Annotated in this window: 12 protein-coding genes; 1 reads left to right on the top strand and 11 read right to left on the bottom strand. The window is 62.4% G+C overall.

Annotation, left to right across the window (positions count from 1 at the left end; genetic code table 11):
- Position 1: 1 nt before the first annotated feature.
- The 10 genes from G522_RS0111110 to G522_RS0111155 form a co-directional block, all read right to left on the bottom strand.
- The gene (locus tag G522_RS0111110; protein ID WP_036838887.1) at positions 2–949 is read right to left on the bottom strand and encodes a tagatose kinase; all 948 of its coding nucleotides are present in this window, start codon (positions 947–949) and stop codon (positions 2–4) included.
- Positions 949–1,917, bottom strand: coding sequence for an ABC transporter permease (locus G522_RS0111115; RefSeq protein ID WP_026791108.1), 969 nt, complete (start codon positions 1,915–1,917; stop codon positions 949–951). The genes G522_RS0111110 and G522_RS0111115 overlap by 1 nt, the downstream gene beginning before the upstream one ends.
- A complete protein-coding gene (locus G522_RS0111120; protein ID WP_026791109.1) occupies positions 1,914–3,428 on the bottom strand; it encodes a sugar ABC transporter ATP-binding protein in 1,515 nt (504 codons plus the stop codon). The genes G522_RS0111115 and G522_RS0111120 overlap by 4 nt, the downstream gene beginning before the upstream one ends.
- A 188-nt stretch (positions 3,429–3,616) precedes the next feature.
- Positions 3,617–4,507: a substrate-binding domain-containing protein gene (locus tag G522_RS0111125; protein WP_026791110.1), complete on the bottom strand. Its 891-nt coding sequence runs from the start codon at positions 4,505–4,507 to the stop codon at positions 3,617–3,619.
- Between the two features lie 396 nt (positions 4,508–4,903).
- The gene (locus G522_RS0111130) at positions 4,904–5,971 is read right to left on the bottom strand and encodes an ABC transporter ATP-binding protein (protein WP_026791111.1); all 1,068 of its coding nucleotides are present in this window, start codon (positions 5,969–5,971) and stop codon (positions 4,904–4,906) included.
- Positions 5,972–5,982: 11 nt separating this feature from the next.
- Positions 5,983–6,816, bottom strand: coding sequence for a carbohydrate ABC transporter permease (locus tag G522_RS0111135; RefSeq protein ID WP_026791112.1), 834 nt, complete (start codon positions 6,814–6,816; stop codon positions 5,983–5,985).
- A gap of 1 nt (position 6,817) precedes the next feature.
- Positions 6,818–7,702 carry a carbohydrate ABC transporter permease gene (locus G522_RS0111140; protein WP_425414057.1) on the bottom strand — a complete coding sequence of 295 codons (885 nt, stop codon included), beginning with the start codon at positions 7,700–7,702 and terminating at the stop codon, positions 6,818–6,820.
- Between the two features lie 242 nt (positions 7,703–7,944).
- Complete coding sequence (locus G522_RS0111145; RefSeq protein WP_026791114.1) at positions 7,945–9,207, bottom strand: ABC transporter substrate-binding protein; 1,263 nt, start codon at positions 9,205–9,207, stop codon at positions 7,945–7,947.
- 179 nt (positions 9,208–9,386) lie between these two features.
- On the bottom strand, positions 9,387–10,556 hold the full coding sequence (locus G522_RS0111150; protein ID WP_026791115.1) for a PLP-dependent transferase: 1,170 nt from the start codon (positions 10,554–10,556) through the stop codon (positions 9,387–9,389).
- On the bottom strand, positions 10,553–11,266 hold the full coding sequence (locus tag G522_RS0111155) for a FadR/GntR family transcriptional regulator (RefSeq protein ID WP_156886909.1): 714 nt from the start codon (positions 11,264–11,266) through the stop codon (positions 10,553–10,555). The genes G522_RS0111150 and G522_RS0111155 overlap by 4 nt, the downstream gene beginning before the upstream one ends.
- 402 nt (positions 11,267–11,668) lie before the next feature.
- On the opposite strand from G522_RS0111155, the gene G522_RS0111160 reads away from it, so the two are divergent.
- A complete protein-coding gene (locus tag G522_RS0111160) occupies positions 11,669–12,229 on the top strand; it encodes a cupin domain-containing protein (protein ID WP_051228538.1) in 561 nt (186 codons plus the stop codon).
- Here the strand turns inward: G522_RS0111160 and G522_RS0111165 are convergent.
- The coding region (locus G522_RS0111165) for an integrase core domain-containing protein (RefSeq protein ID WP_156886910.1) at positions 12,226–12,572 on the bottom strand (347 nt) is incomplete at its 5' end. The two genes, G522_RS0111160 and G522_RS0111165, sit on opposite strands and share 4 nt — an antisense overlap.

Here is a 12,572-nt window from a genome sequence, read left to right on the forward strand (position 1 = left end):
GTCAGCTCCTTTGTTCGGCGATCAGCGCGTCAAGTTCGGCGCGTGTCGATGCGCCTTCCATCGGACCAGATCGGGTAACGGCCTTGGCGCCTGCGGCGTTGGCGTAACGGAGCGCCGTCTCGGGGTCGGCACCGCCAAGCCAGAAGGTCACGAAGGTAGCGCCGAAACAGTCACCTGCGCCGGTGGGATCGACTTCCGTCACCCGAAAGCCCGGCAGGCTGATCTCGCCGCTGGCATCGAAATAGCTGGCGCCGGCCGCGCCACGCTTCAGGACGATGGCCTTGACGCCGCCCTTCAGAAGGTTGGCGATGGCTTCCTTCTCGCTGTCGGCCGGTGAGAACAGGAACAGTTCCTCGCCGCTCGGCAGGAACAGGTCTGTCTCGCCCAGCACGACGGCAAGCGCCTCGCGCATGCCGGGGCTGTTCAGGATCTCGGCACGGAGGTTAGGGTCAAACGATACCGTGCCGCCGTTGGCCTTGATTTTCCGCGTTGCCGTCAGGACTGCCTCGACGACGCTCGTCGCATAGAGCGAGGACCCCATGACGTGCATGTGTGTGCAGGTCTCGACGAGTGAGGCCGCAGGCCCCTTGAGCTCGATGGTACCGCAGGCGCTGTGACGGATGTTGAAGACGAAGTTGCGACCACCATCCTCGCGGTAGCGAACGAAGGCGCTGCCGGTGGTGCCGAGCGGATCGACTTCGATACCGGAGACGTCGACGCCGTCGCGCTTCAACCGCTCGAGGTTGACGTAACCGAAATCATCGTCTCCAACCCGCGAGATGATCGCCGCCGCCTGCCCGAGCTTGCCGACCTGATCGATGAAGATTGCCGGCGCACCGGAAGGGAAGGGGCCGATCAGCTTGACCGGCTCGCGAAAGCCATTGCCGCGTTCGGTGGCGACGATCTCCACCAGCACCTCGCCGATGGTGAGAACCTTACTCTGACGCATTATTGCTTGGCCCGCTTGGAACGAACGTCGAGCCAGACGGCCAGCAGAATGACCAAGCCCTTGACGATCAACTGGTAGAAGTAGGGAACGGACAGCATGTTCATGCCGTTGTTCATGATGCCGATGATCAGCGCGCCGATGATGGTGCCGATCATGGTGCCGACGCCGCCGGAAAGGCTGGTGCCGCCGAGAACCGCCGCCGCAATGGCGTCGAGCTCGTAGCTGGTGCCAGCATTGGTCTGCGCCGAATAAAGGCGGGACGACAGCAGGATGCCGGAGATCGCGGCCATGATGCCGGAGATCATGAAGATGGTGATCTTCACCCGGTCGACCTTGATGCCCGAGTAGACTGCCGCCTCGCGATTGCCGCCGGTGAGATAGGCCCGACGTCCGAAGGTGGTCTTCGACAAGAGCACGTGGTTGAAGATGAACAGCACCACGACGATCCAGATGATGATTGGCAGGCCGACGAAGCTCTCGGCGCCAATGGCGATCCAGGTCGGGTCCTCGATCATGGCCGGTGCGCCGTTGGTCGGCAGGCTGACCAGGCCACGGAAGATGCCCATGGTCGCCACCGTCACGATGAACGACGGCAGGCCGAGCTTGGCGGTGAGCACGCCGTTGGCCAGACCCATCGCCGCACCGGCGAGCAGCGTCAGGACAAGCGTCGGCATGAAACCGAAGCCGGCGAGGAAGGCCTGCGCGGCGGCCATGCCGGCAACGGCGATGATCGAGCCGATGGACAGGTCGATCTCGCCGAGCAGGATCACCCAGGTCATGCCGAAGGCGGCAATGGCGATCACCGCGATCTGCTGCAGCACGTTCATCAGGTTGGCGACCGTCATGAAGCGCGGGTTCATCACCGAGAAGATGACGCAGAGGACGATCAGGGAGACCAGGATGCCGCCATACTGCCGGAGCAGCTTGGCGTAAGGCTTCTGGGTGGTTGCGTGTTTCTCATCGCTCATGACGTGATACCTGTCGCGTGGGCCATGACCGTTTCGGGGGTGGCGCCGCCGGGCAGCGTGGCGCTGAGCCGGCCCTCGTGCATGACAACGAGGCGATCGCTCATCCCGAGGACTTCCGGCAGCTCGGAGGAGACCAGCAGGATTGCCGTGCCCTCGGCCGCCAGCTGGCGGATGATCTTGTAGATTTCGAATTTGGCCCCGACATCGACGCCGCGCGTCGGTTCGTCGAGAATCAGGATGCGCGGCTGGGTCAGCAGCCATTTGGCGAGCACCGTCTTTTGCTGATTGCCGCCGGAAAGCGAGCCGACCGGTGTCTCGACTGATGCCGTCTTGATGGTCAGCCGGCCGACTTCATCCGTCGCCGACTTGCGCTCCTCGCGTTTGCGCATGAAGCCGAGTGCCGCGGCGAAGCGGCCAAGCGCCGCCATCGAGATATTCCACTCGACACTATGGGCGAGGACGAGGCCCTCTTCCTTACGGTTCTCGGTGACGAAGGCGATCCGCCGGGCGATGGCATCGACCGGCGAGGTAATGATCGCCGGCTCGCCGTCGACCCGGACAGTGCCAGAGGCGGCCTTCATACCGAACAGCGCATTCATCATCTCCGATCGGCCGGAGCCGATCAGTCCAAAGAAGCCGAGAATCTCGCCTTTCCTGACTTCGAAGGAGACGTTCTCGAACTCGCCATCACGGCTGAATCCTTCGACCGAAAGGATCGGCGCCTCGCTCTCAGGCGGGGCAGGGGAGAGACGCGGCGGGTAGATTTCGTTCATTTGCCGGCCGACCATCATGGCGATCAGTTCGTCGATGGTGACCTCTTCGCGTTGGCGCGTCGCAATATACTCACCATCGCGGATGACAGTGATGTCGTCGGAAAGCCGCATGATCTCTTCCATGCGGTGCGAGATGTAGATGATGGCAACGCCCTTGGCCTTGAGCCGGTCGATGATGGAGAACAGAATGTCCGTCTCGGCCTCGGTCAGGGACGAGGTCGGCTCATCGAGAATGACGAGGCGGGGATCGGCGATCGACAGGCCCTTGGCGATCTCGACGAGCTGGCGTTGAGCCATGGAGAGATTGCCGACCTTCTCGGTGACATCGATCGGCAGGCCGAGGTCGCGGACGATCTCGGCGGCGCGGCGCTCAAGCGCCTGATCGTTGATGAAGCCGTAGACGGACGGCTCGCGCGTCGCCAGAATATTCTCGGCCACCGTCATGTTGTTGCAGAGGCTGAGTTCCTGGAAGACGATGGTGAGGCCGCGGGCGGCTGCTTCCTGTGGATTTTCCGGCTTGTAGGGCGCGCCGCAGAATTCCACTTCGCCCGTCGTGGCGTGGTAGACACCGGCCAGGATCTTCATCAGCGTCGACTTGCCGGCGCCGTTCTCGCCGAGCAGCGTGTGAACGCGGCCGGCGCGCACCGCAAGGTGCATGTTCTTCAGCGCGGCGACCGGGCCGAACAGCTTGGATATGTTGTTGATCTTGAGAATGACGTCGCTGGTCGCGGCCGACATGCCCGCCTCCTTTCCGACGCGAATGCCCTCGGCCGCGACAACGCCAGACCGGTCAAGGGGAGGAAGACACGGGATCTATGGCCCAACAGGGGCAATGGAATCTGCTGGGCCGCTTGTCTTCATCCGCCCGAAAAGTATTCGTCTTTCCGGGCGGGTGCGTAAAGTGGCCCCGCGTGCTCTAGGCCGTATTACTTGCGGACGTAGACGCCCGGCTCGATCGGCTGCTCTGCCGGCACGTCCTTGCCGGCGATGACGTCGATGGCCGTGTCAACGGCCCGCTTGCCCATCTCGCCGGGGAACTGCTGGATGACGCCGACCATCACCGGGTTGGTGTCGACAGCCTTGCGGGCCTCTTCCATGCCGTCGAAGCCGATCACTTTGACCTGGCTCTCGAGGCCGGCCGACTTCACCGCCACGGCGGCGGCCAGCGCGGCGTCATCACCGAAGCCGAAGATGCCCTGGATGTCAGGATTGGCCTGCAGCATGTTCTGCGCGGCAGCCAGCGCCTCGGCGCGGGTGATGCCGGTCTGCTGAGCGACGATCTCAACGCCCTTGTGCTCACCGATGGCCTTCTTGAAACCGTCGATGCGGTTCACCACCGACTGCACGGTCGGGTAGTCGATGATGGCGACCTTGCCCTTGTCACCGAGTTCCTTGGCCATCAGCTCGCCGGCCTTGACGCCACCGGCATAGTTGTCGGTGCCGATATAGGACGTGACCTTCACGCCGTTGGCGGGCACGTCGACGGTGATCACCTTGATGCCGGCCTTCTGGGCCTTCTCGATCACCGCCTTCACGCCCTTGCTGTCGACCGGCGACAGCACGATGACGTCGACGCCCTTGACGATGAAGTCCTCGACGTCAGCGAGCTGCTTGTTGAGATCCTGGTTGGCGATCGCCACTTCGAGCTTGACGTTCTTGGCGGTAGCCTCGGCCTTCATGGCGTCGGCAAGCTCGATGTAGAAGGGATGCTGCTGGGTGAGCAGCGAAGCGCCGATGCCATCGGCCAGCGCCGACGAGGCGAGAAAAGCGAAGGCGGAGCCGGCGAGAGCCAGGCGAGCGAGCGAACGAATAGTCATTGTGTTCCTCCCACATGGCCGCTGCCCCGATCCATCCTCATGGTCGGAAGACTGTCGGCCGTTGTTGAACTGTCGGGCGAAAACCAGCCTCGCGCCAAGCGAGACTTCGCCCGTTCCGGCCCAAACGGGCCTGACGGCAAACGTGCCGCGACAGAGGTGCCCTCCGTCTCAGCGAGGTCAACTCACCACGGAATGTTGTCGCATGTCAACATAGAAATTTTACGCGCGTAATAATTTCGAGCGCCATATGAAATGTCGGGTCGGCGGCGTCCTGAATGCTCGCTTCGAGAGACGTGGGCGTTTGCTGCGCCCTATGAGCCAGTCGGTCGCAAACGTGCAAACGGCCGGAGTCATGTGACGCCGGCCGTCGATGGTTGCCTTGAGGCGGTGCTCAGTTCATCCGATGCGGTTCGTCGTCTCGCGGTCGAACAGGTGCAGCCGGGTGCTGTCGAGGGCGATGTGCAATGGCTGGCCAACCACCGCAACGCCGCGTTCAAGGGTATAGATCTTGAGATCCTGGCCAAGCAGGCGAACGTGCACGATGGTGCCGAAACCGGTCGGCTCCACCAAGTCGACCCGTGCCGTGTAGCTGCCGGCTTCGGAACCGGCGACGATGCGCACGTGTTCGGGGCGGATGCCAATGGTCACTGCCTGTCCTTCGGTGAGATGAATACCTTCGGGGATGGCAACCTTGCTGCCGTCGGTGGTCTCGATGACGCCGGCCCGGCAGTGCCCCTCCACGAAGTTCATGGCCGGTGAGCCGATAAAGCCGGCAACGAACAGGTTGGCCGGTCGATCGTAGAGATCGAGCGGATTGCCGACTTGCTGAATGATGCCGCCATGCATGGCGACGATACGGTCGGCTAACGTCATCGCCTCGATCTGATCGTGGGTGACGTAAACCGACGTGGCGCCGATCGATTTGTGCAGTCGCTTGATTTCGGCGCGCATTTGCTCGCGCAGCCGGGCGTCGAGATTGCTGAGCGGTTCGTCGAACAGGAATGCCTTGGGATGGCGGACGATGGCCCGACCCATGGCAACGCGTTGGCGCTGACCGCCGGACAGTGCCTTGGGGCGGCGCGCCAGCAGCGGATCGAGCCCCAGCTTGCCGGCGGCGGCGCCGACCGCCTCGGCGATCTTCTCCCGGGCCGTCTTCCTGAGCTTCAGGCTGTAGCTCATGTTGTCGGCCACCGTCATATGCGGATAGAGCGCATAGGACTGGAAGACCATGGCGATATCGCGATCCTTGGGCGCGACTTCGTTGATACGGCGATCGTCGATGCGGATCTCGCCGGCGGTGATGTCTTCGAGCCCGGCGATCATCCGAAGCAGTGTCGACTTGCCGCAGCCGGATGGGCCGACCAAGACGACGAACTCGCCGTCCCCTATGGAAAGATCGATGTCATGCAGCACCGGCACGGCGCCGAATGTCTTGGTGATCGCCTCGATGGTGATGGAAGCCATGGAAATGCTCCTCAGCCCTTCACCGCGCCGGCCGTCAGGCCCTGCACGAGATAGCGCTGGATCAGAAGGAAGAACAGGCAGGCGGGGATCAGCGCCAGAACGCCGGCGGCCATCATCTGCCCAAAGTCGACCGAGAACTTGGAGACGAAGGACAACAAGCCAACCGGGAAGGTGGTCGCCTTTTCGCCGGAGATCAGCATCAGCGCGAACAGAAGTTCGCTCCAGGCCGCCGTGAACACGAAGCCGAGCGTCGCGGCGATGCCGGGTAGCGTCAGCGGCAGAATGATCTGCCGGAAGGCCGTGAACCGCGTGGCGCCGTCGATCATCGCCGCGTCCTCGAGATCCTTCGGAATGCCGTCGAAGAAGGACTGCATCAGGAAGGTGGCGAACGGCACGTTGAAGGCGACGTAGACGATGACGAGACCAGTGAGGCTATTGGTGAGCCCGAGCGGCGACAGCATCTTGAACATCGGCGCGATCAGCATGACCAGCGGGAACATCTGGGTCAGCAGGAGCAGGGCGACGATCCAGTATTTGCCGCGAAAGACGAAGCGCGACATGGCGTAACCTGCCAGCGAGGAAACGATAGTGACGATCACCGCCGTCGACGCCGAAACGATCGTCGAATTGAGAAAGAAAGTCGGGAAGCTCGAGTGAGTCAGGACGAATTCATAGTGCTCAAGGCTTGCCCGCGACGGCCACAGCCGGATGCCCTCGGTGTAGAGCAGGCTGGTTGGCGTCACCGACACCTTGAGCAGCCAGAACAAGGGAAACAGGGCAAAGGCCACATAGGCGAGGACGGCCAGCCGGTGCAGCACGGTGAGAACAAGGCGCTTTCTGGTCATGTCAGTGCCTCGACAGCATGGTTTGGCGCAAGACGACGATCAGCATCGAATAGGCGAGCAGCAGCACCAGGAGCACCAGCGCGATCGCTGAGGCGTAGCCGAAGTCGAGCCGGCGGAAGGCCTGGGTGAAGATGTAGCTCGCCACGATCTGGGTTCGATCGGCTGGCCCGCCATTGGTCATGACGATGATCAGGTCGGCGAAATTGGCGATCCACACGGTGCGCAACAGGATGGAGATGGCCATGGTCGGCGCCAGGAACGGCACGGTGATCGACCGGAAACGCTCGATCGGGCCGGCGCCGTCGATCTCGGCCGCTTCGTAAAGATCCTTGGGGATCGCCTGCAGCGCCGCCAGCATGGTGATGGCGAAGAAGGGAATACCCCACCAGACGTTGGCGACGATCGGGCCCCACATGGCGGTTTTCGGATCGGAGAGGATGTTGCTGGGCTCCGACATGATCCCCAGCGCATAGAGCCAGTGGGGAATGGGGCCGACGACGGGATTGAACATCCACGCCCAGTCGAGGCCCGACAGAAAGCTCGGGACTGCCCAGGGGAGGAAACACAAGGCCTGCGCCAGCGCCCGTCCCTTGAATGGCTGGTTGAGCAGCAGGGCCAGGATCAGACCGAACAGAAACTGCAGGATGACCGAGCTGAAGGTCCACCAGAGCGTATTGATGAGCGCGCCGCGAAAGGCGCTGTCGCTGGCAAGCTCACGGAAATGCTTGAGGCCGACGAAGCCGCCGCTGAACGGATTGAGCAGCTTGATATCGCGAAACGCATAGGAAACGCCGAGCGCCAGCGGCACCAGCATGATGGCGACGATCAGGATCAGCACGGGCGCGGAATAGAGCCATGGCTCCAGACGCGCGGCGAGCCTTTGCATCGGTGTCCGGCGGTCGCCATTCGGGGGCGCTGCCGCAGAGAAGGAGGTCATCGGGAAGAAACTCGCATGGGGTCATGGACCGGCGCTCGGTCTTTACCGAGGCACGGGAACTCGATCGCCGTCGGGACCGAGGTTCCGGCGGATCGCATGAATTCCGGCGGCGCAGGTGCCGCCGGAGTTCCAAGCTGGAAGCGACGCCTTCCGGTCGGCCATCGCGCCCGACCGGAAGGCAGGTGCGCGCGTTACTTGGCGGCGAGGAACTTCTGCTGCGCGGCCGTCATATAGTCGGCCCACTGCTTGGTGAGATCCTCCGGCGAGATTTCGCCGAGCAGCGCCTTCTGGCTGGTGTTGATCACCAGCGAGTCCTTGAAGAAGGCAAACTCCTCGAGATGTGTCGGCATCACCGTCGGGGTGACATTGGGATCGCCGAGCTCTTCAAACCAGCCCTTGAACTGTTCGCTGGCGTAGAAGGGATCCTTCTCGGCCGCCGTATGGATCGGCAGCGCGCCGATGCGCTTGTTCCAGGCGATATTGCCTTCCGGCGCTTCGAGCGTGGCGATCAGGTTCCAGGCGAGGTCCTTGTGCTCGCTGTTGGCGAACATCGACCAGCCGCCGTAGCCGATGGTCGGGAAGGCCTTGCCAGCCGGCCCCTTGGGGAACGGAGCGACGCCATAGTCCTCCGGTTTCATGCGCTCGGCGATCGAGATCAGGGCGTCCGGATCCTGATCGAGGAAGGCGCAGGTGCCCGAGTAGAAGCCGCCGACCACCTCGTTGAAGCCCCAGTTGACGCTGTCCTTCGGAGCGAGGCCGGACTTGTAGAGATCGATGAGATAGCTGATGCCTTTCACCCAACCTGGATCGGCAAATGTCGAGGTGCCGTCTTTCTTGAAGAAGCTGTTGTCGCCGGCCATGGTGGCGCCGAACATCACCCAGCCGTTGAGGCCGCCAGGACCACCGCGCAGGCAGTAGCCGGACTTGCCGGGCAGCTTCGACACCTTCTCGGCCGCGGCCTTGAACTCGTCGAGCGTCTTCGGCGGCTCGGCGACGCCGGCCTCGGAGAGCAGCTTCTTGTTGTAGAACATCGCCCGGAGATAGAAGCCATAGGGCAGCATATAGGCGGTGTTCTTCACCGACCGCCCCATTTCCAGCGCGCGCGACGTCAGGCCCTGGGTGTACTGCCACTTGGCAAGGTAGGGCTCGAGGCTTTCGAGCGCGCCGTTGTTGGCATAGAGCGCTAGCCAGGTATCGGGCATTTCGACGACGTCGGGCGTCTCGCCAGCCGAAACCATGGTGGCGAATTTCTCGAAGGCCTGGTTCCACGGCAGGGAGATGATCTCCACCTTGGTGCCGGGGTTGGCGTCCTCGAAGGTCTTGACGATACCCTTCAGCGTCTCGGTGCGCTCGGAACTGGTGATCACCTCGACGAGCTTCAGCGTCGTGTCGGCGAGGGCCGTGCCGGCCATGAGCAGCGTCGATAGCGACGCGATAGCCAAAATCCTGTTCATGATAGTTCCCCTTTCCTTGGTTGCCACTTGAGGGCGGGGTGCTGGAGGCCCCGCCGTGCGGTCTTTCTGTTGTTCGGCCGGTGAACCCGGTCGATCGGGCATCGGTGCCCCTGATTTTTATTTGCACCGAGGCCTTTGCCGGCCCCTCCAAGCCGGAGAATTGTCGAGGGCGCTGGCTCCTACATGCGTGCCGCGTCGATGGCGGCGCCGAGGTCGGTCCAGAGCGCTTCTGCGCCTTCAAGGCCGACATGCAGACGCACCACGCGCGGGCTGATGCCGAAGTCGACGGCCGAGTTCGGGCCGGCGGCCTGGTTGTGAACGACGGTCGCTGGAACGACGAGACTTTCGTGCCCGCCCCAACTGACGCCGAGCTTGAATAGCTTCAGTTGGTCGGCGAACTTCGGAATATCGACGCCCTCGCTGAAGGTGAACGAGAACAGCCCAGATGTTCCGGAGAGGCCCGGCGGCAGCGCGTTGCCGAGGCCGGGGTGCAGAACATTCTCGACAAGAGGATGAGCGGCGAGCTTGCGGGCAACGTAAAGTGCCGCCGCTTCGTGCGCCTTCATGCGGGCCGGCAGTGTCCTGAGGCCGCGGATCAGCAGCCAGGCATCGAACGGCGACAGCTTACCGCCGAGATAGGGATAGGTCGTCGAACGGATCTTGCCGAGCAGCGCCTTCGATCCGGTCACAACACCGGCCACGACATCCGAATGTCCGCCGATATATTTGGATGCCGAATGGAGAACCAGATCGACGCCGAGCAATAGCGGTTGCTGGAAAACCGGCGATGCCCAGCTGTTGTCGATCGCTGTGACGACACCGTGTTTGCGGGCCATGGCGGCAAGCGAGGCGACGTCGAGCGCATCCATCGACCAGCTGGTCGGGCTTTCGAGGTAGAACAGCGCGGCGCCGGGCAGTTCCCTCGCCACGGCCGCCTCGTCGCGACCGTCAACATAAACGGTGTTGACGCCGTATTGCTTCAAGAGGATTTCGAACAGCCGATAGGCGTCGGGATAGACGTGGCGGACGCAGAGGAGCTTGTCGCCGGGTCGGACGAAGGTCATCACCGTCGAGGAAATCGCGGCCATGCCGGAGGCAAAGCCGATGGCGTCCTCGCCGCCTTCGAGTCGCGCGATCATCTCCTCGAAGTGGCGAACGGTCGGATTAAGTCCTCGGCTGTAAGTCGGCCGGGTTATCTTACCCATGTAGGTCTGGTTCATCTCGTCATAGGACGAGAAAGTGAACAGCGACGTCTGGACGATCGGCGGCACAACGGCGTCGTAGGCGTTCACCTCGTCATGGGCGACGATCAGGCTGGCACGCCTGATCGGGTCGGCTTCCTCACTCATCTGGACATGTCCTTGATGTCTTCCTCGACAATTTCGAGGATCGCGTAAGTCTTCTCGCGTGCCAGAGCGACGTTGCGGGCGACGATCGCCTCGAACAGCTCGCGATGGAACGGGAAGGACCGCCGGGCGAAATCCGGCCGGTCGAATGGTTGGTCGAAGAAACTCTCGAAGGTCTCGCGCATCTGCTCAAGCAGACGCGGAAACAGCGGGTTGTGGGTGGCGTCGTAAAGGGACAGGTGAAAGGCGAGGTCTTCCCGGCCAGCAGTCCCTTTGTCGAGATGAACGCGCTCCATCTCAACCAGCGTCGCCTCCATCAGAGGGATGTCCTCGAGCGTATGCTTGAGGGCCGCCACCGCCGATGCTTCCACCTCGATGCCGCGCCGCACTTCCAGCGTTTGCAACAACGCGTCCCTGAGGTGGGAGGTATCCAGAGACAGCGGCATGTGGACTGTGCCGGGCGTGATCGTTCGGATGAGAAAGGTACCGGAGCCGACACGCGGCTCGGCGACGCCGAGCGCCTGAAGTTGGCGGATCACTTCGCGCACGGTCGATCGCCCGACGCCGAGCGCCAGCGATAGCTCACGTTCAGTCGGCAACTTGTCGCCGGGTTTCATACCGGCGCGCTCGATATGGTCGGAGAGCGCGTTCATGACGCTGCGGACGCGGTCGACGCGCGGAATTCGTTCCAGAGAGGAAAGGTCGCCGGCCATCGATCCGCCATTCACATGATCGGGCCGACGCCCGAAAAATTGGTCTGACATCTGACATTAAGGGGGTGGTAATGATGGCTGTCAAGTAGTCCTGCATGTTTCCTGGGCGTGATCCGAAATTGCGCGGGTTGGGCCTTCTCCCTGCGGTGGCAATCCCTTGCATTGACGAATGCCGCGAGTTGAGTCTCAATTCGAACGATCTAGCCTGCGGGGCGCGGTCCGGCGATTGCTGGCCGCCAGTGGGCTTGAGCGGCGCGGACGGCCCGTCGCGTCTGGAGTTGCTCCGCGGAAACTTCCAGGGGAGCGAGATGGTGGCCGGCCAGGAAAGTGCTTTTGATGAAGATGGACGATACGGTCCTCGTTGATACCCCCAGCATTCAGTCTGAGGACATTCGCAACGGCATGCCGGTCGGTCTCGGCACGCGTCTCAAGCTCGCGCGCCAAACGCGCGGCATGACGCTGAAGGCGCTGGCCCAAGCTGCCAGTTGTTCGGAAAGCCTGCTGTCGAAAATCGAGAATGGCAAGGCATCGCCGTCGCTGCCCATGCTGCACCGGATCATCAAGGTGCTCGACAAGAATATCGGCTGGTTCTTCGAGGAGTCGCACGGCGAGGAAGGGATGATCTTCCGGGCCGGTACGCGACCGGTGCTAACGCTCGACCCGTTGCGCCGTGGCAAGGGCATTGCCCTTGAACGGATCATTCCTTATTCGCCCGGCCATCTCTTGCAGTGCAACATCCACCACGTCGAAGTCGGTGGAGAGAGCGCAGGCCCCATCCAGCATGTCGGCGAAGAAGTCGGCTACGTCATTGCTGGAGAAATTGAGCTGATCGTTGATGAGCGGAGATTTCATCTGATGGAGGGCGACGCTTTCGCCTTCAATTCCGACCTGCCGCATCACTATCGCAATGCCGGTGACCGCCGGGCCAGCATCTTCTGGGTCAATACGCCGGCTACCTTCTAGATGTGAAGCCTCAAGAGGTTGTCGCTGGTTAGGTTGAGGCGACTGATAGGGGTTTTGGCGTCAAGGCTACCGTGTGGTCTGTGCCAATTGTACATGTGGGTCCACTCTGGCAAGTGGGCTTTGCGGTGATCTGAGGTTGGATAGGCGCGTGCGTATGCCCATTCACGCAGAGCGGTCTGGATGAACCGCTCAGCCTTACCGTTGGTCTTCGGCGTATAGGGCTTCGTTCGGATGTGTTTCAGGCCGAGATCCTTGCAAGCCTTTGCGAAGTCTTTGGATTTGTAGCAGGATCCGTTGTCGGTCATCACGCGGGTTATGGTGATGCCGAAGCCATTGTAATAGG

The sequence above is a fragment of the Pleomorphomonas oryzae DSM 16300 genome, assembly GCF_000422965.1.
GTDB lineage: Bacteria > Pseudomonadota > Alphaproteobacteria > Rhizobiales > Pleomorphomonadaceae > Pleomorphomonas > Pleomorphomonas oryzae.

Excerpts from the sequence above, each read along its gene's own strand:
- G522_RS0111110 (WP_036838887.1), bottom strand. The coding sequence starts at position 949 with ATGCGTCAGAGTAAGGTTCTCACCATCGGCGAGGTGCTGGTGGAGATC.
- G522_RS0111115 (WP_026791108.1), bottom strand. The coding sequence starts at position 1,917 with ATGAGCGATGAGAAACACGCAACCACCCAGAAGCCTTACGCCAAGCTG.
- G522_RS0111120 (WP_026791109.1), bottom strand. The coding sequence starts at position 3,428 with ATGTCGGCCGCGACCAGCGACGTCATTCTCAAGATCAACAACATATCC.
- G522_RS0111125 (WP_026791110.1), bottom strand. The coding sequence starts at position 4,507 with ATGACTATTCGTTCGCTCGCTCGCCTGGCTCTCGCCGGCTCCGCCTTC.
- G522_RS0111130 (WP_026791111.1), bottom strand. The coding sequence starts at position 5,971 with ATGGCTTCCATCACCATCGAGGCGATCACCAAGACATTCGGCGCCGTG.
- G522_RS0111135 (WP_026791112.1), bottom strand. The coding sequence starts at position 6,816 with ATGACCAGAAAGCGCCTTGTTCTCACCGTGCTGCACCGGCTGGCCGTC.
- G522_RS0111140 (WP_425414057.1), bottom strand. The coding sequence starts at position 7,702 with ATGCAAAGGCTCGCCGCGCGTCTGGAGCCATGGCTCTATTCCGCGCCC.
- G522_RS0111145 (WP_026791114.1), bottom strand. The coding sequence starts at position 9,207 with ATGAACAGGATTTTGGCTATCGCGTCGCTATCGACGCTGCTCATGGCC.
- G522_RS0111150 (WP_026791115.1), bottom strand. The coding sequence starts at position 10,556 with ATGAGTGAGGAAGCCGACCCGATCAGGCGTGCCAGCCTGATCGTCGCC.
- G522_RS0111155 (WP_156886909.1), bottom strand. The coding sequence starts at position 11,266 with ATGGCCGGCGACCTTTCCTCTCTGGAACGAATTCCGCGCGTCGACCGC.
- G522_RS0111160 (WP_051228538.1), top strand. The coding sequence starts at position 11,669 with ATGCCGGTCGGTCTCGGCACGCGTCTCAAGCTCGCGCGCCAAACGCGC.